Origin of the sequence: Bradyrhizobium sp. C9 (genome assembly GCF_002532045.1) — a bacterium.
Classification (GTDB): Bacteria; Pseudomonadota; Alphaproteobacteria; order Rhizobiales; family Xanthobacteraceae; genus Bradyrhizobium.
Genome location: NZ_NWTG01000006.1, coordinates 60,026 through 78,651, shown reverse-complemented (window position 1 = coordinate 78,651; position 18,626 = coordinate 60,026). Strand labels below are relative to the sequence as shown.

The 18,626-nt window shown below is 65.9% G+C and carries 13 protein-coding genes; 10 read left to right on the top strand and 3 right to left on the bottom strand.

Going from position 1 to position 18,626, the window contains the following annotated elements:
* Window positions 1–8: 8 nt before the first annotated feature.
* Window positions 9–1,031, bottom strand: coding sequence for an AraC family transcriptional regulator (locus CO675_RS15275; protein WP_198964612.1), 1,023 nt, complete (start codon window positions 1,029–1,031; stop codon window positions 9–11).
* Between the two features lie 265 nt (window positions 1,032–1,296).
* On the opposite strand from CO675_RS15275, the gene CO675_RS15270 reads away from it, so the two are divergent.
* Both CO675_RS15270 and CO675_RS15265 read left to right on the top strand, forming a co-directional pair.
* Window positions 1,297–1,746: a cupin domain-containing protein gene (locus CO675_RS15270; protein ID WP_097672738.1), complete on the top strand. Its 450-nt coding sequence runs from the start codon at window positions 1,297–1,299 to the stop codon at window positions 1,744–1,746.
* Window positions 1,747–1,960: 214 nt separating this feature from the next.
* Window positions 1,961–3,451 (top strand): flavin-containing monooxygenase, encoded by a 1,491-nt coding sequence (locus CO675_RS15265; RefSeq protein WP_097672737.1) that lies wholly within the window; start codon window positions 1,961–1,963, stop codon window positions 3,449–3,451.
* Here the strand turns inward: CO675_RS15265 and CO675_RS15260 are convergent.
* Window positions 3,448–4,173, bottom strand: a complete 726-nt coding sequence (locus tag CO675_RS15260) for an alpha/beta hydrolase (RefSeq protein WP_097672736.1) — start codon at window positions 4,171–4,173, stop codon at window positions 3,448–3,450. The two genes, CO675_RS15265 and CO675_RS15260, sit on opposite strands and share 4 nt — an antisense overlap.
* 152 nt (window positions 4,174–4,325) lie before the next feature.
* On the opposite strand from CO675_RS15260, the gene CO675_RS15255 reads away from it, so the two are divergent.
* Both CO675_RS15255 and CO675_RS15250 read left to right on the top strand, forming a co-directional pair.
* Entirely contained in the window at window positions 4,326–5,306 is a 981-nt protein-coding gene (locus tag CO675_RS15255; protein ID WP_097672735.1) for a helix-turn-helix domain-containing protein, read from the top strand.
* Window positions 5,307–5,327: 21 nt separating this feature from the next.
* Window positions 5,328–6,395: a maleylacetate reductase gene (locus CO675_RS15250; RefSeq protein ID WP_097672734.1), complete on the top strand. Its 1,068-nt coding sequence runs from the start codon at window positions 5,328–5,330 to the stop codon at window positions 6,393–6,395.
* Here the strand turns inward: CO675_RS15250 and CO675_RS15245 are convergent, their stop codons facing one another.
* Entirely contained in the window at window positions 6,396–7,850 is a 1,455-nt protein-coding gene (locus CO675_RS15245) for a GH1 family beta-glucosidase (protein WP_097672733.1), read from the bottom strand. It abuts the gene before it with no gap.
* Window positions 7,851–8,099: 249 nt separating this feature from the next.
* Between CO675_RS15245 and CO675_RS15240 the strand changes: the two genes are divergently transcribed.
* The 6 genes from CO675_RS15240 to CO675_RS15215 all read left to right on the top strand — a co-directional run bounded on the left by CO675_RS15240 (window position 8,100) and on the right by CO675_RS15215 (window position 18,560).
* Window positions 8,100–10,763 (top strand): M1 family metallopeptidase, encoded by a 2,664-nt coding sequence (locus tag CO675_RS15240; RefSeq protein WP_097672732.1) that lies wholly within the window; start codon window positions 8,100–8,102, stop codon window positions 10,761–10,763.
* 78 nt (window positions 10,764–10,841) lie between these two features.
* Window positions 10,842–12,494, top strand: a complete 1,653-nt coding sequence (locus CO675_RS15235) for an acetolactate synthase large subunit (protein WP_097672731.1) — start codon at window positions 10,842–10,844, stop codon at window positions 12,492–12,494.
* 138 nt (window positions 12,495–12,632) lie between these two features.
* Complete coding sequence (gene pgm, locus CO675_RS15230) at window positions 12,633–14,273, top strand: phosphoglucomutase (alpha-D-glucose-1,6-bisphosphate-dependent) (protein WP_097672730.1); 1,641 nt, start codon at window positions 12,633–12,635, stop codon at window positions 14,271–14,273.
* Between the two features lie 23 nt (window positions 14,274–14,296).
* Window positions 14,297–15,253, top strand: coding sequence for an NAD-dependent epimerase/dehydratase family protein (locus CO675_RS15225; RefSeq protein ID WP_097672729.1), 957 nt, complete (start codon window positions 14,297–14,299; stop codon window positions 15,251–15,253).
* Entirely contained in the window at window positions 15,246–16,121 is an 876-nt protein-coding gene (locus tag CO675_RS15220) for a dihydrodipicolinate synthase family protein (RefSeq protein WP_097672728.1), read from the top strand. Before CO675_RS15225 ends, CO675_RS15220 begins: the two co-directional genes overlap by 8 nt.
* A 111-nt stretch (window positions 16,122–16,232) precedes the next feature.
* A complete protein-coding gene (locus tag CO675_RS15215) occupies window positions 16,233–18,560 on the top strand; it encodes a xanthine dehydrogenase family protein molybdopterin-binding subunit (RefSeq protein ID WP_097672727.1) in 2,328 nt (775 codons plus the stop codon).
* Window positions 18,561–18,626 lie beyond the last annotated feature (66 nt).

Genomic DNA, 18,626 nt, shown 5'->3' with positions numbered 1-18,626 from the left:
ACTGCGGCTCAGCTCAGCCGCTGCAGCGTCGCCTTCGGGCTTTCGCCGAACTTGGCGCGGTAGGCGCTTGCCATTCGGCTCAGATGGGTAAAGCCGAGGTCGAATGCAATATCGACGATGCGTTCGCCCGGCCGCGCCGTCTTGAGACGGGCGTTGAGATGGGCGAGGCGGATGTCGAGCAGCATCTCGGACACGGTGGTGCCGAAGTGACGGCGGAAGCCGAGTTGCAGCGCGCGGATGCCGGTGCCCGCGATCTCCGCAAGCTCGGCGAGATCCAGCGGTTCGGTCGCACGGGTCTCCAGAAAGGCCCGCACGCGCTTCAGCGCCGCCGGCTGGGCCTCAGCGCGGCCGTTGAAGACGTCGATCGCCGAACTCTGGCTGTGCCGCTGCTCGTTGAGCAGGACATTGAGAAATGACTCGCGCCAATCGGCCGCCGCGACCGCGGGCAACGATTTGTGCGGCCCGAGCTGCTCGGCTGTCGACACCAGGTGCTCGATCCTGGCCGAGAGCGTTTGCCCGAGTGGCCCATGCAAGGCGACGGCCGGATCGAACTCGACCGGCCGGACCGCCACGCCGCCAAGCGCGGCGGCGCGATGTTCGACCAGCTTGCGGTCGAGCAGCAGGATGATCTGGGCGCAGTCGTCGCGCCAGGTCATCTCGGTCGGAATCGTCGGCGACAGCAGCGAGGCACAGTGCTGCGGCCCGGTGGTGAGTTCGCGTGCGGCGGTCCGCACTGCGGCTGAGCCGGACAGTGGCATCTGCAACAGGAAGAAGCGGTCGAGGCAGCCGGGATTGATCGCGACCGATCCGCCATAGGCGACATAGTTGACGGAGAATCCGTCGAACCCGGCGCAATTGTGATGCGCGGAAAAATCGCGCCCCGAACGATCGACCGGTGTCAGATCGTGCGGACAGAAGATGCGGCCGATCGCTTCAGCCGCGTCGTCGACACGCGCCGTCGCGACGCGCACGAAATCCTTGAGCCTCGCAGATTCTGCTCTCGCCGAAACCTCGTTGCTAACAGCAGTCACGCCGGCCGTCCGGAGTTGTTTGAGGTCTAAAACATCGGGCAGCCTAGTGCATCCGCCGGCAAAGGGAAACGCCGTTTCGTCGCGCAATCTGCCCGATCGGCGCGCAGGCTGATGCGGCGTCACTGGGCAGACGCCGCCGGGTGCGATGCTCCCGCATTGCAGCATGGCCGCGCCCGGCCGCGGATTCGTTTATCGGCTAGACAGCCTCACCGGCTGGCGACAGGCTCCGTGTCCGCAATACGCATCCAAAACTGGAGAGGCTGACATGGGCACGCTCGAGAAAGGCATTACCCGAACCGGCACCGGCTACGGCGGCAAGACCTGGAATATCCTCGGCCAGGTCTACTATCCGAAGGCGATCACCGACTCGACCTTCGCGTTCGAGACCAACAGCGATCCCGGCCAGTTCGTGCCGGTGCACATCCACCCGACCCAGGACGAGTTCATCCTGGTGCAGGAAGGCGTGCTCGACCTCAAGCTCGACGGCGTCTGGGTGCAAGCCAGGGCCGGCGACCTCGTGCGCATGCCGCGCGGCATCCCGCACGGCTATTTCAACAAGTCGGACAAGCCGGCCCGGGCGCTGTTCTGGGTGTCGCCGATGCAGAAGCTCGAGGCGCTGTTCGAGAAGCTGCACAATCTGCAGGACCCCGTCGAAGTGGTGCGCATTTCCGCCGAGCACGAGGTGGACTTCCTGCCGCCGGAAGCCAACGAGTAGAGCGTTTTCGAGCGAAGTGGATACCGGTTCGCGTAAAGAAAACGCGCCAAAACAAGAATCTGGAGTCCCGTTCCGATTTTATCGGAACGGGACTCCAGCCGAGCGACAAAGACACGCGCGTATGTGAGGCGGCGATCGCCGGAGTTGGCTCCGGCGATCACGGGGACACGCGCGCTCGAAAATTGCACCTGTTCATTCATCGCGGAGGCGTTTCATGGTCAAGCAGAAGCATGTGTGCGTCATTGGCGCCGGGATTTCCGGGCTCGCCGCCGGCAAGGCCTTTGCCGGTCGCGGTCACAAGGTGACCATCATCGAGCGCAGCGGCGATCTCGGCGGGGTCTGGGAGCCGGCGCGCTCTTATCCCGACGTACAGACCCAGAGCCCGAAGGAGCTCTATCGCTACACCGACAAGGCGATGCCGGAGTCTTATCCGGAGTGGCCGAAGGGCCCACAGGTCCATGCCTATCTGCGGGACTATGCGCGCAGCCATGGGCTCGACGGTGCAATGCGGTTCGACACCAGGGTCGAGGGCATGCAGCGCCGCGCCGACGGCAGACCGGGCTGGACGCTCGAACTGCGCTCGACCGACGGCGCGACCGGCCGCGAGGATTTCGACTTCGTGGCGGTCTGCACCGGGCAATTCAACGAACCGCTGACGCTGCCGCTGCGCGGCGAGGACGGCTTCAAGGCGCAGGGCGGCCAGATCCTGCACTCGTCGCAGTACAGCGATCCCGCCCTCGCCAAGGGCCGCAAGGTGGTCGTGCTCGGCGGCTCCAAGTCGGCGACCGACATCGCGGTGAATGCGGTCAATTCCGGCGCCAGCGAGGTCACCATCGTGTTTCGCGAGCCGGTGTGGCGGATCCCCTATTTCGTCGGCGGCCTCGTCAACTTCAAGCGCATCCTCTACATCCGTGCCCAGGAGCAGATGTTCGCGAGCTGGGGCATCGGCCCGATGGCACGCCTCGCGCATGTCGTGGCAAAACCGTTCGTCTGGGCGAACTGGCGCGGGCTCGAGAGCATGCTGAAGATGCAGCTCAAGCTCAAGCAATGCGGCATGGTGCCGAAAGAGCGGATCGAGGACGGCGTCAACTGCTCGGTGCCGATCGCGACTCCCGGCTTCTATCCGATGGTCGCCGATGGCCGGATCAAGGCCGTGCAGGGCACCTTCGATCATTATGACGGCAAGACCATCGTGATGAGCGGCGGCCAGCGTGTCGCAGCCGACGTCGCGGTGCTCGCGATCGGCTACAAGCTCGGCGTGCCGTTCCTGCCTCAGGAGTATCAGAACAAGCTGGTCGAGCCCGACGGGCAGTATCGGCTCTATCGGCTGATCGCCAATCCCGATCTGCCCGACATGGGCTTTGTCGGCTTCAATTCGAGCTTCTGCACCGTGCTGTGCGCGGATCTCGCCGCGAACTGGCTGGTGCGCTATGCCGACGGCCAGCTCGCGCGGCAGCCGAGCGCGGTCGAGATGCACGACAACATCGCGATGATGCTGAACTTCAAGCGCGTCGAGCGTCCGGCGGCGGGCGTCTATGGCGGGCTGTGCGTCGCGCCGTACCACTTCAAGCATTTCGACGAGCTGTTGGCGGACATCGGTACCAAGGCGTCGCGCCGCAACCCGCTCGTCGAAAAGTTCACGCCGCCGGACGCGGACGCCTATGCGCGCTTCCTTGCGACCGCGCCTGAATACAAGGCTGCCTAATCGCGGCCGGCGTCAAGGAAGGCCCGCGCCAGGCGCTCGGGATTGGAGAAGCAAAGCTCGTGGCTGCCCGGCAGTTGGACCAGGCGGAACAGCCCGAGCTTCTCCGACAGCCGCGGGTGCCAAGGCAGGCCGTGCGGCATCGCAGTGTCCTCGGTGCAGTTGACGTAGGATTTTGCGATTTGCATCTCGGCCGGATTGGTCCGCAGCGCGATCTTGTCCTGGAGGGTCTTTAGCGGGTGCGGGTTGAGCTTGTCATAGGCCCGCTGCGCCGTCTCGAGGTCGGCGTCGTTGATGAAGGCCTCGCGCCAGACCGGGAATGGCAGCACCACCGAGCCGTCGCCGCGCTCGGCATGGATGGCGTCGAACAGGCCGACATAGTGCGGCGGCACCATGTCGTTGAGGCTTTCGCCATTGTTGGGAACGAAGGCATTCCAGTACACCAGCCGGCGGATGCGATTGGCGGCGGCGTCGGCAACGCCCGTGATGACCATGCCGCCGTAGCTGTGGCCGACCAGCACGATGTCATTCAGATTGTGCTCGGCGAGGTAATCCACGATCGACTGGATGGCCTCGGCAAGGCCGGAGTCTTTGCGGTCGCCGGGGCGGTTGCCCCTGATGGTCGGGGTGTGGACGACATGGCCGGCCTTGCGGATCGCAGCCGCAACCGGTTCGAACTCGGCGCCGGTATGCCAGGCGCCATGGACGAGAACATAGGTCGACATGTTGTACCTCCTTGTGTTGTTTGTGAGATCGGCCGCCGCGTCTTGGAAGGCCCGGGATACGCGTCGAGCTCAAGCATTCCTGTTGGATATTGACCCGGGGCCACGGAACGCGCTTGGCTGCAACCGAACCGGATTGGCCTCGGAGTGAACTGATGCAGCAAATCGCCGCCGCGGATCGCTCCCGCGGGCTGAGCTGGAATACCGCGGACACGCGGCCGGGCGAGCAGTTCGCCTATTATCGCGAGGCGATCTGCCAGGCCTTCATGAACCTGACGCCGGAGCCGCCGGCGACGGCGGGTTTCCTGGCCCGGGTCGAGACCGTTGGGCTCGGCGACGGCGCGGTCAACCGGGTCAATTTCCCGGAGCATGTCGTGCGGCGCTCGGCCGCAGACATCGCGGCGTCCAGCCGACGCTGCTATTACCTCAATCTCAAACTGGCCGGCCGCTGCCGCATCCAGCAGGCGGGGCGCGAGATCAGCCTGTCGCCCGGCCAGGTCGGAATCTTCGATAGCGGGCAGCGCTTCTCGCTGCTGCATGACCGCGGCCCGGCGCTGCAGGTCGCCTCGTTCTGGGTGCCGGCCGAGGCACTCGACGAGCGGCTGCCGTCGGCGCCGGATGTCGCGCCGGCGCGGGTCTCCGACGATCCGTTCGTCGGCCATCTCATCGCCGAGACCGCGCAAGTGCTGAACAGTTCGGCGCTGCGGGCGTCCGATACGGAGAACGCCCGGCTGTTCGGCGTGCTGCTCGATCTGGTCGCGCTCAGCCTGTCGCGGACCGGTCGCGCGGGTGTTGCCGAGAGCGCGGGCCTTGCCGATGCAACGTGGCTCGCGCTGCGCCGCGCGGTCGACCGCAGGCTGCGCGAGCCCGGCCTCGGCGTAGCGGCCATCGCGGCCGGGATCGGCATCAGCGAGCGCTATGTCCACAAGCTGTTCGAGCGCGCCGGGACGACGTTCGCCAGCCATGTGATGGACCGTCGCCTCGACGGCGCGGCGCGCGACCTGAAGGATCCAGCGATCGCCGGGCGCGCGATCGGCGATATCGCGTTCGACTGGGGCTTCTCCGATCTGTCGCATTTCACCCGGCGCTTCCGGCATCGCTTCGGCTGCACGCCGCGTGATTGGCGCCGCGGCTGACCAACCGTTCTGGAAATCGCCATGGCGCAATCGTTCACGTATCAAGTTAGCCCGATGCGGGTCGTGTTCGGCACCGGCACGATCGCGCAACTGGCGGACGAACTCGGCCGGCTCGGCATCAGCCGCGCGCTGGTGCTAGCGAGCCGGCGGCAGCAGGCCGAGCTCGGCGATCTCGCAAGGCTCGCCGGCGGCCGAATGGCCGGCGCGTTCGATGGCGCCGTCGTGCACACGCCGGTCGCGGTCACCGAACGTGCGATGCAGATGGTCCGCGAGCTGAAGCCCGACGGCGTGGTTGCGATCGGCGCGGGTGCCGCGACGGGCCTCAGCAAGGCGATCGCGCTGCGTACCGACCTGCCGCAACTGATCGTGCCCACCAGCTATGCCGGCTCCGAGATGACGCCGGTGCTCGGCGAGACCGTGGACGGCGTCAAGACCACCCAGTCTTCGCCCAAGATATTGCCCGAGGCCGTGATCTACGACGTCAACTTGACCCTCTCGATGCCGGCACAGTTCTCCGCGATCTCAGGCCTCAACGCGATCGCCCATGCGGCCGAGGCGCTGTATGCACGGGATGGCAATCCAATCACTTCGCTGATGGCGGAGGAGGCGATTGCGAAACTCGCATCCTCGCTGCCGGAGGTGATCGCGCGGCCGCGCGATCTCGACGCGCGGTCCGATGCGCTCTATGGCGCGTGGCTGTGCGCGGTCTGTCTCGGCACCGTCGGCATGGCGCTGCATCACAAACTCTGTCACACGGTCGGCGCGCTGTTCGACCTGCCGCATGCCGAAACCCACGCGGTGCTGCTGCCGCATACCATCGCCTACAACACGTCGGCCGCGCGCGATGCGATCGGCCGCGCCGCGCGGGCGCTTGGGACCGCTGACGCTGCCGATGGTCTGTTCGATCTGTCGGCAAGGCTCGGCGCGCCGCGCTCGCTTGCCGAGATCGGCATGCCGGAGGAGGGTATCGCAAAGGCGGCCGCACTCGCGATCAGGAATCCTTACTGGAATCCGCGGCCGATCGAAGAGCGCGCGATCGGCGACCTGCTCCGGCGCGCGTGGTCCGGCGCGCGGCCGCAGGCCGGATGATTACACGCCGATGGCGTTGCGCGCGATCACGTCGCGATAGAACGCTGCGCTCAGCTTCGGCACCCGCGCCTGGGTCTCGAAATCCACACGATAGAGGCCGAAGCGCTTCGCGTAGCCGAAGATCCATTCGAAATTGTCCATCAGGCTCCACAGGAAATAGCCGTGGACCGGAACGCCGTCGGCGGTCGCGCGCTGCAATTGGGCGAGGTAGTTGCGCAGGAACATGATGCGGTCGAGGTCGTAGATCTGCCCGTCCGGCTGCAACTTGTCCTCGCCGGAGGTGCCGTTCTCGCTGATATAGATGCTCTTGATGTTCCAGAGCTTGGCGGCAATCCGCGGCGCCCAGTAGATCGTCTCCGGCGCGATCCGCAGCCAATCCGAACTCATATGCGGGAACGAGGCCGGCATCGGCAACGGCTTCCAGCCGGGGGCTGTGTCGGTGGCGAGCACATAGCAGTGCGGCGCGTAGATGTTGAGCCCGACGAAATCGTTGGGCTGCGCGATGATCTTCAGCTCTTCGGCGGTGAATTTGGGCGCGTCAGCGCCGGCGTATTGCAGGAAGGCCTCGGTGTACTTGCCCTCGAGGAGGACGCCGAGGAAGCCCGCATTGAGCTCGCGCGTCGCGATCTCGGTGGCGCGGATGTTCTCCGGCGTGTTGACTACGGGCACGCAGGCGGTGATGTTCTCGGCGGGGCCGACCCGCGTGCCGGGGCGTCCCTTGGCGCGGATCGCCTGCACCGCGAGCCCGTGCGCCAGCGCGACATGGTGGCGCGCCTGGTTCACTTCGGCCGGCGGCAGCGTCAACCCCGGCGCGTCGACGCCGAGCGCATAGCCGAAGGGAAGGAAACGCCCGACCTCGTTGAGGGTGAAGATGTTCTTCACCCTGTCGGTCAACCGCTGTGCCACATAGCCGGCGTAGTCGCCGAACGCCTTCGACGTGTCGCGCGAGCGCCAGCCGCCGACGCGGTCCTGCAACGCCTGCGGCAGGTCCCAGTGATAGAGCGTGGCGTAAGGCTCGATGCCATTCCTGAGCAGCTCGTCGACCAGGCGGTTGTAGAAGTCGAGGCCCTTCGGATTCGGCGCGCCGGTGCCGTCGGGAAATACCCGCGACCAGGCGATCGAGAAACGGTAGGCCCTGGCGCCGAGATCCTTGATGAGCCGGACATCTTCCTTGTAGCGGTGATAGTGGTCGTTGGCGCGATCGCCGGTCGAGCCGTCCTCGATCTTGCCCGATGTGTGGGTGAATGTGTCCCAGATCGACGGGCCGCGGCCGTCCTCATTGACCGCACCCTCGACCTGGTAGGACGAGGTCGCGGTGCCCCAGACGAAGCCCGGGGGAAAGCTGGTGCCATTCGGCCGCGGCGCGTGGTTCGCTGCCTCGGTAGGGCCGGTCAGGCCGAGCGCCGAGAGGCCTGCAAGGCCCGCAATCTGCCGGCGCGAGAACTTTCCGAACATTATTGTCTCCCGTGGCCGGACGCTGCGGCCGGAATGCCAGCCGCAGGTTAGCCTTCCAGCCCGTGGTTGAGCAACACGAGCCGGGAGGGTCGCGGCGCCGCAGCGAGCAGCGGATCAATCGATGCAAACCGTTGCGATGTCCATGTCGCATAGTTGTCAGTTTTGTGGCGACATTTTCTCTACTAGATTGCCTGCTAGGCCCTTCCGGAATGCCCTCCGAAAATCTCAGCGATCCCTGCGAGCCGCGCGATGAACAAGCCTGCAACCCATGTCAGAACCGCGCTGCGTCGTCTTGCCACGGCGATCGGCTTGCTGCTGGCGACGGCCGCGGGCGCGCAGGCCGAGCAGACATTTTCGTTCGACGGCACACCCGGCAAGTTGCCGAAGACGGTTGTGCCGTTGAGCTACGCGATCGAGCTGACGCCCGATTTCACCAGCCTGGCGCTGCCGGGTGTGGAGACCGTCGACATCGACGTGCGCGAGTCGACGGCGCAACTCACGCTGAACGCAATCAACACGACGTTTGCCGACGCCACGATCGATGACGGCGCGCAGCGCGCGGAGGTCGTGACCGACGCCGCCGCGCAGACCGCGACGATGACCTTCGCCAAGCCGCTTGTGGTGGGCCGGCACAAGCTCCGCATCGCATTCACCGCGCAGATCAACAAATTCGGTACCGGCCTGTTCTCGGTCGATTACCCGACTCCAACCGGGATCAAGCGGTTGATCTCCAGCAAGCTTGAGCCAGCCGACGCAAGGCGGATCTTTCCGTGCTGGGACGAACCGTCGTTCAAGGCGAGCTTCGCGCTGACCGTGGTGATCCCGCGCAACCTGCTCGCGGTCGGCAACATGCCCGTCGCGAGCGAGGCGCCGGTCGCCGGCGATCTCAAGAAGGTCTCGTTCGCGCCGACGCCGAAGATGTCGAGCTATCTGTTCGTGCTCACGGTCGGCGACCTCGAACGCGTCACGGCGGATGCCGGCGGCGTCACCGTCGGTGTGGTGACGACGGAGGGCAAGAGCGGGCAGGGCCGGTTTGCGCTCGACAGCGCGGTGAAATTGCTCGCCTATTACAACGACTATTTCGGTGTCAAATATCCGCTGCCGAAGCTCGATTTGATCGCGGTCCCCGGTGGGTTCGGCGGCGCGATGGAGAACTGGGGCGGCATCACCTTCTTCGAGAGCCGGCTGCTGTTCGATCCCGCGACCAATGCGGAGACCGCGCGGCGCCGCATCTTCGGCATCATCGCGCACGAGATGGCGCATATGTGGTTCGGCGATCTCGTCACCATGGCGTGGTGGGATAATCTCTGGCTCAACGAGGGCTTTGCCAGCTGGATGGCGACCAAGGCCTCGGAGCAGTTCTATCCGCAATGGCAGAGCTGGCTGAACGGCACCAGCGCGAAGCAGTTCGCCATGGCGCTCGATGCGCGCCGTACCTCGCACCCGGTGCAGCAGCCGATCGCCGACCACAGCGAAGCAGTCACGGCATTCGACGCCATCACCTACAACAAGGGCCAGGCGCTGATCCGCATGCTCGAGACCTATCTCGGCGAGCAGGCGTTCCGCGACGGCATCCGCAAATACATGGCAGCGCATGCCTACAGCAATTCCACCACCGCCGATCTCTGGCAAGCGCTCGAGGCGTCCGGCGGCAAGGCGATTACCGGCATCGCCGCCTCCTTCACCGAGCAGGACGGCGTGCCGTTGGTGGTGGCCGAGACGGCCTGCGATGGCGCGGCGCAGCGCCTGATGTTGCGGCAGGACCGCTTCGTGATCGCGCCGGCCAGCGATCCGCCGCTGCCGGCCCACGATTGGCAGATCCCGGTCGCGGCTGGACCTGCGCACGGCAAGCCGTTTGACGAGATCCTGCTGAAGGGCAGTACAGATATTCCGGCCGGCGCATGCGGCGATGCCATCAAGGTCGATCTCGGCGACGTCGGTTACTACAGGGTCGAGTATGGTCCGAAGAACCGTGCTGCGCTGCTGAACGCCTTCCCGCAAATGCAGGTCGTTGACCGGCTCAATGTCGTCACCGACAGCTGGGCGCTGGTGCAGGCCGGCCGCGCCGAGGCGCCGTCCTATCTCGCGCTGCTCGACGCGCTCGATGCCAATGACCATCGCGCGGTGTGGGATCAGGTGATCTCGACATTTGCCACGCTCAACCGCCTGTCGCGCGACCGCAGCGAGCGGGGTGTGATCCAGGCCTATGCCCGCGCCAAGCTACGCCCGGTGTTCGACCGGATCGGATGGGATGGCGGCGGCCCGGGCGACGACGACACCGCGCTGCTGCGCGCGAGCCTGATCTCGACGCTGGGCGACCTCGGTGACGCCGACATCATCCTCGAGGCCAAGCGGCGCTTTGCGGCGTTCCTCGATGATCCCAAATCGCTGCCCACCACGCTGCGCGATGCCGTCACCCATGTCGTCGGCATCACGGCCGATCGGGCGACCTATGACAGACTGCTGGCGCTTGCGCGCAACAGCACGGCGACCAATGAGCGGCTGCGGTATTATTTCGCCGCGGCCAGCGCCCGCGATCCGGAGCTGGCGCGCGCGACGCTGGCGTTGACGTTGACAAACGAATTGCCCGACACGATCGTCACCGGGATGATCAATGCGGTTGCGTCCGCAGGCGAGCAGCCGCAGCTTGCCTGGGACTTCGTCCAGGCCAATTTCGATACGTTGCTGGCGAGGCAAGGGCCGAACTTTCGCGACCAGTTCGTGCCGAACTTCATGACCAATTTTACCGATCGGGCCCACGCGACAGAGCTGGCGGCGTTTGCTCCGTCACAATCCACCAGCGGCGGGCGGGTGATGGTGGCGCGCTGCTTGCAAGCGATCGCAATCTCGGCCGATCTTGCGGCGCGTGTGCTCCCCGTGGCCGATGCCTGGATCAGGGCGCACAAGCCGTGAGATCGCAAGAGAGTTTCCGGCGGCGCGCGATGCGGCTATGCTCCGTGCGCGGCATGCAATCAACGATGCGAGGCTGAGATGGTCAAAGGTTCCGATTTGCTGGTCGCCGCCCTCGAGAATGAGGGCGTGGAGCGGGTGTTCGGCGTTCCCGGCGAGGAGAACCTCGACGTCGTCGAGAGCTTGCGCAAATCGTCGATCAAGCTGATCGTGACCCGCCACGAGCAGGCGGCGGCGTTCATGGCGGCGACCTATGGCCGGCTGACCGGAAAGCCCGGCGTCTGCATGACGACGCTCGGTCCCGGCGCGCTCAACCTGACCACGGGTGCAGCCTATGCGCTGCTCGGCGCGATGCCGATGGTGATGCTCACGGGCCAGAAGGGCATCTTGAGCAGCCGGCAGGCCAAGTTCCAGATCGTCGACATCGTCAACACGTTCCGCCCGCTGACCAAGCTGTCGCTGCAGATCGTCAGCGGCGCCACCATTCCGACGCTGGTGCGTGACGCCTTCCGGATCGCAACGCAGGAACGGCCGGGGCCGGTGCTGCTCGAACTGCCGGAGGATATCGCGCGCGAGGAGATTGCGCCGGTCGAGATCGTGCCGCCACACCCGATCGAAATTCCGATCGCGCACGCGGCTGCGCTCGACCGCGCCGCCGACATGATCCTGAAGGCGCAGCGCCCGCTGATCATGCTCGGCGCGGCGGCATCGCGTCCGCGCTCGACCGCCGGGATCGGCGACTTCGTACGGCGCACCAAGATCCCGTTCTTCACCACACAGATGGGCAAGGGCACGGTCTCGGGCGGCACCAATCAGTACATGGGAACCGCCGCGCTGAGCGAGCGCGACTATGTGCATGAGGCGATCGACCGCGCCGACCTCATCATCGCGATCGGGCACGACACGATCGAGAAGCCGCCGTTCATCATGGGCCCGAAGGGGCCGCAGGTGATCCATGTCAGCTACACGGCCGCGAACGTCGAGCAGGTCTACTTCCCGCAATGCGAGGTGATCGGTGATGTCGGGCCGAGCCTCGAACTGCTGGCTGATCGTGTCGCGGGAAAGTTGCCGCATGCCAGCGCGCTGCTCAGCCTGCGTGAAGGCATTTTGGCGAAGATCACCGATCGGGCCACCGAGGGCCGCTGGCCGCCGACGCCGCAGCGCATCGTGCACGACGTGCGGCAGGTCATTCCCGAGGACGGCATCGTCGCGCTCGACAACGGCATGTACAAGATCTGGTTCGCGCGCAACTACCGCACGCTGCTCGCGAACTCGCTGCTGCTCGACAACGCGCTCGCCACCATGGGCGCCGGCCTGCCGTCGGCGATGATGGCGGCGATGCTGTATCCGAAGAACCGCGTGCTCGCGGTATGCGGCGACGGCGGCTTCATGATGAACTCGCAGGAGCTCGAGACTGCGGTCCGCCTCAAACTCAACCTGGTGATCCTGATTCTGGAGGATTCCGCCTACGGCATGATCCGCTGGAAGCAAGCGGTCGACAATTTCCCCGATTTCGGCCTCACCTTCGGCAATCCGGATTTCGTCAAATATGCCGAAAGCTACGGCGCCAAGGGCTCGCGGATCGAGAGCACGGAGGCGATCGTCCCGACGCTGGAGCGCGCCTTCTCCGGCGGAGGCGTGCACCTCGTGGTGGTGCCGGTCGACTATACCGAGAACAAGCGGGTGCTGGTCGACGAGCTGCGCGAGAAAGTAAAGCAGATCGACGTCGAATAGCGGATTGCCGCTGACGGCACGGAACGAAAAGCCCTCGGCTTGATTGAACGTAAGCCGCCATGGTAGCACGCCCAGATGTTACGCAATGAGCATCACTCGTTGTGCTGATGGGCGGCGATACCAGATCTGAGAGGTCACGTGACTGCACCAAATCCTGCCGCCGGCAAACCCATCGATCCCGCCCAGCTTGCCAATGTGCCGCGGCTGGTCACGGCCTATTTTTCCGGCAAACCCGACGCCGGCGATCCCACCCAGCGGGTTGCGTTCGGCACCTCGGGCCATCGCGGTTCGTCGCTGAAGAATTCCTTCAACGAGGACCACATCCTCGCCACCACGCAGGCGATCTGCGATTACCGCCGCGAGAAGGGGCTCACTGGGCCGCTGTTCATCGGCATCGATACACATGCGCTGGCCGAGCCGGCGCTAGCCAGTGCGGTCGAGGTGTTTGCGGCGAATGGCGTCGAGATCATGATCGACGCGCAGGGCGGCTATACTCCGACGCCGGTGATCTCGCACGCGATCCTGAGCTACAACAAGGGCCGCAGCACGGGCCTCGCCGACGGCGTCGTCATTACGCCGTCACACAATCCGCCGGAGGACGGTGGCTACAAGTACAATCCGCCGCATGGCGGTCCGGCCGATACCGATGTCACCGCCGTGGTCGAGAAGAACGCCAACCGGTACATCGAGGCGGGTCTCAAGGGCGTCGCGCGGTTGCCGTATGATCGCGCGCGCAAGGCAGCGACCACGCATCTGCACGACTTCATCACGCCCTACGTTGCAGATCTCGGCAACACCGTCGATCTCGCGCTGATCAAGTCCGCCGGGGTCAAGATCGGCATCGATCCGCTCGGCGGGGCGGCGGTGCATTACTGGCACCCCATCATCGCGCGCTACGGCATCAACGCCTCAGTGGTCAACGAGGCGGTCGATCCGACCTTCCGCTTCATGACCGCGGATTGGGACGGCAAGATCCGGATGGATTGCTCGTCACCTTATGCGATGGCGAGCCTGATCGGGATGCGCGATCGGTTCGACGTTGCGTTTGCCAACGATACCGATGCCGACCGCCATGGCATCGTGACCCGCTCGAACGGGCTGATGAACCCGAACCACTTCCTCGCCACCGCGATCGCCTATCTGTTCGCGCACCGGCCGCACTGGAGCAAGGACGCTGCGATCGGCAAGACCATCGTGTCGAGCTCGATCATCGATCGCGTGGCGAAGAAGCTGGGCCGCAAGCTGGTGGAGACGCCGGTCGGCTTCAAATGGTTCGTCGACGGACTCGGTAGCGGCGGCTTCGGCTTTGCCGGCGAGGAAAGCGCCGGCGCGTCGTTCCTGAAGCGCGACGGCTCGGCGTGGACCACGGACAAGGACGGCATCATCCTCGGCCTGCTGGCGGCGGAGATCATCGCCAAGACCGGTCGCGATCCCAGCGAATTGTTCAAGGAGCTGACCGCCGAACTCGGCGTTCCCTATTACGAGCGCATCGATGTCGCGGCGACGCCGAAGCAGAAGAACGCGCTGAAGGCGCTTGGGCCCGAACAGCTCAACATGACCGTGCTCGCCGGCGATGCCGTGCGCGCGGTCAGGACCAAGGCGCCGGGCAACGATCAGCCATTCGGCGGCATCAAGGTCGAGAGCGAGGCCGGCTGGTTTGCCGCGCGCCCCTCCGGCACCGAGGATGTCTACAAGATCTACGCCGAGAGCTTCCGCGGGCCGGATCATCTGAAACAGATCCAGGGCGACGCGCGGGCCGCGATCGCCAAGGTGTTCTGAAGGCGCGGGGCCGGGCGGAATTCATGCGCGTATTGTTGACCGGCTCCTCCGGCTGGCTCGGCCGTTTCCTCGCGCCGCGGCTTCGACAGGCCGGCCATCACGTGACCGGCTTCGACGTCGTCCCGGGCGAGGCGACCGATGTGGTCGGCTCGGTGGCCGACCGGTCGGTGGTCGACCGGGTGTTCGGCGATCACGGCATCGAGGCCGTGATCCATGGCGGCGCCCTGCACAAGCCCGACATCGCGCGGTTCGCGCCGCAGGCCTTTGTCGACGTCAACGTGTCAGGCACGCTCAACCTGCTGCAAGCGGCCGCCGCTGCGGGCCACGACCGCTTCGTCTTCACCTCGACGACCTCGCTGATGATCTCGCAAGCGATCCGCGACGAGGAAGGCCACGCAGCGGTGTGGCTCGACGAAACCTCGGGACCGCTCGAGCCGCGCAACATCTACGGCGTGACAAAGCTCGCCGCCGAAGGGCTGTGCCGGCTCTACAGCCGCGAGCACGGGCTGAATTGCGCGGTGCTGCGCACCAGCCGCTTCTTCCCCGAGGACGACGACACGATCCGCGATATCCATGGCGAGAACCTGAAGGCGACCGAGCTGTTGTATCGCCGCCTCACGGTCGAGGATGCTGCCGACGCCCATGTCGTGGCGTTGGAGAAAATCCGCGGCTTCGAGGTGTTCGTGATCAGCGCGCCGACGCCGTTTGCGCGCAGCGACGTCGCTGACCTGAAGACGGACGCGGCCGGCGTGATCGCGCGCCATTTCCCCGCCGCGCCGGCGCTGTTCGCGCGCCGCGGCTGGCATTTGCCGGGATCGATCGGCCGGATCTATGACGCGAGCAAGGCCGAACGGCTGCTCGGTTTCCGCGCGGTAACCGACTTTGCAGCGGTGCTCGACGCCCTGCGTAGCGGCGAGCCGCTTCCCTTTGCGCACGATCCCGATTATGTCTCGCCGTCAACGAGGCTCGCAAATGGCTGATTTCCACGGCGTCTTTCCCTATCTGGTGTCCCCGGTCGATCCCGCCGGCCATATCCGCACCGAGGTGCTGGGCCGGCTTTGCGACGATTTGATCGAGACCGGTGTCCATGGACTGACGCCGCTCGGCTCGACCGGCGAATTCGCCTATCTCAACAATGCGCAGCGCATGCAGGTGGTGGCGACCACGATCGAGGCCGCGCAGGGCCGCGTGCCCGTGGTGGCCGGCGTCGCCTCGACCTCGACGGCCGATGCGGTGGCGCAAGCCAAGGCCTGCCAGAAGCGCGGTGCCGCCGGCATTCTCGCAATCCTGGAGGCGTATTTTCCGCTCAGTGACGCCCAGGTGGAATCCTATTTCCGCGCCATCGCCGACGCCGTCGACATCCCGGTCGTGATCTACACCAATCCGAATTTCCAGCGCTCCGACCTCACGCTCGATGTCATCGCGCGCCTCGCCGAGCATCCGCGGATCGGCTACATCAAGGACGCCTCGACCAACACCGGCCGGCTGCTGTCGATCATGAATCGCTGCGGCGACAGCCTGAAAGTGTTCTCGGCCTCCGCCCATATTCCGGCCGCGGTGATGCTGATCGGCGGCCATGGCTGGATGGCTGGCCCGGCCTGCATCATCCCGCGGCAGAGCGTCGAGCTCTATAATCTGTGCCGCCGCGCCCGCTGGGACGAGGCGATGGCCCTGCAGCGCAAGCTCTGGCACATCAACGAGGCGTTCGCCCGCTTCAACCTCGCCGCCTGCATCAAGGCCGGGCTCGCGATCCAGGGCTACGACGTCGGCGACCCCGTGCCGCCGCAGGCGCCGCTGACGGCCGAGCAGCGCAAGGTGGTCGAGGCCGCGTTGCGCGATCTCGACTAAAGCTGGCTTGCGCGTTGCATCAGGCGCATTGCCTCGTCGTTTCCGGGCGTGTTGTCTCGCGCCGAAAATCCGTTAAAACCCGCCGAAATTTCCGAAATCAAGGACCCTCCGATGAACATTCTTCCCGGCAATATGCGTTTTGGTGCGGGCCAGCCGGTCAAGCGTCTGGAAGACCAGCGGCTGCTCACCGGGAAGGGGCATTTCATCGACGACAAGCCGCAGGACGGCGCGCTCTGGCTGCACGTGCTGCGCTCGCCGCATGCCCACGCCAATATCAAGTCGATCGACGCCAAGGCGGCGCTCGAGATGCTCGGCGTCAAGGCGGTCTATACCGGCGCCGACCTCGTCAAGGATGATATCGGCACGCTGCCGACGCTCGCGATCTTCAAGCGCCCCGACGGCTCGCCGATGACCGTGCCGCCGCGGCGGCTGCTGGCGCACGAAGTCGTGCGCTACGCCGGCGAGGGTGTTGCGGCTGTGGTCGCGACCTCGCGTGTGCTTGCGCAGACGGCGGCCGAGGCGATCGAGGTCGATTACGAGGTGCTGCCTTCGGTGGTCGATCCGGTCGAGGCGATCAAGCCGGGCGCGCCGGCGGTCTGGCCGGATGCGCCCGACAACATCGTGGCCGCGATGAGCTATGGTGACGCCGCCAAGGTCGAGGAGGCCTTTGCCAACGCCGCGCACAAGGTGTCGCTCGACCTGGTCAGTCAGCGCCTGGTGCCGTCGGCGATGGAGCCGCGCTCGACCATCGCCGAGATCGAGAAGAAGACCGGCCGGCTCATTCTCCATGTGCAGTCGCAGACCCCGGGCTCGACCCGTGATCTGCTGGCGGAATCGATCCTGAAGCGGCCGAAGGACAGCGTGCGCGTGCTGGTCGGCGACATCGGCGGTGGCTTCGGCCAGAAGACCAGCCTCTATCCCGAAGACGGCATCGTCGCCTATGCCGCGACCAAGCTGAACGAGAAGATCCGCTGGCGCGGCGACCGCACCGACGAGTTCGTCGGCGGCACCCATGGCCGCGACCTCACCTCGACCGGCGAGTTCGCGCTCGACGCCAAGGGCCGCGTGCTGGCCTACCGCGTGCGCTCGATCGGCGGCACCGGCGCTTACTCGTCGGGCACCGCCAACATCATCCCGCTGGTGCTCGGCCCGTTCGTGCAGACCGGCGTCTACGATCTGCCGCTGGTGCATTTCGAAGTGAAGTCTGTGATGACCAACACCGCGCCGGTCGGCGCCTATCGCGGCGCCGGCAGGCCCGAGGCGGTGTTCATCGTGGAGCGACTGTTCGATGCCGCCGCGCGACAGATCGGCATGGACCCGCGCACCATCCGCAAGGTCAACTACATCAAGCCGGCGCAGTTGCCCTACACCAACGCGGTCGGACAGGTGTACGACTCCGGCGCCTTCGCGCACATGCTGGAGCGCGCGTCCGATTTGGCCGACTGGAACGGCTTTGCTGCGCGCAAGAAGGCGGCGAAGAAGAAGGGCCTGCTCTACGGTCGCGGCCTGACCAGCTACATCGAATGGACCGGCGGCCGCGCCCACACCGAAAACGTCTCGCTGCATGCGACCGCCGAAGGCCGCGTCGTCCTGCATTCCGGCACCATGGCGATGGGGCAGGGCCTCGCCACTACGTATACCCAGATGATCGCCGATACGCTTGGAATTGCCATGGACAAGATCGACGTCATCCAGGGCGACACCGATCTTGCCACCGGCTTCGGCAGCGTCGGCTCGCGCTCGCTGTTCGTCGGCGGCACCGCGGTTGCGGTCTCCACCAATGACATGATCAAGAAGGCGCGCGACAAAGCCTCCCACCTGCTCGAAGCCTCCGTCGGCGACATCGAGTATCGCGACGGCTTCCTCACGGTGGTCGGCACCGACAGGCGCATCAGCCTGTTCGAGATCGCGAAGAAGGAAAGCGGCGCCAAGCTCTCGGTCGAGAGCGAGGGCAATGTCGACGGCCCGAGCTGGCCGAACGGCACGCACATCTGCGAGGTCGAGATCGATCCCGAGACCGGCGTCACGCGGGTGGTCCGCTACACCACGGTCGACGACGTCGGCGTTGCGGTCAATCCGATGCTGGTGACGGGGCAGGTGCACGGCGGCGTTGTCCAGGGCATCGGCCAGGCCCTGTACGAAGGCGTCGCCTACAGCGAGGAAGGCCAGCTTCTGACCGCAAGCTACCAGGACTATTGCATCCCGCGCGCCTCGGACGTTCCGCCGATCACGGTGACGCTCGATCCCTCCGCGCCGTGCAAGACCAATCCGCTCGGCGCCAAGGGCTGCGGCGAGTCGGGCGCGATCGGTGGGCCGCCCTGCATCACCAACGGCGTGATGGATGCGCTGAGCGAGATCGGGATCACCCAGCTCAACACGCCGCTGACGCCGGTGAAGATCTGGCAGGCGATCCAGGACGCGAAGGTGACGGCTGCTTAGCCGTCATTCCGGGGCGATGCGCCGCATCGAACGCGGAACCTCGAAGTTGTTGCGCGAGATTCGGGG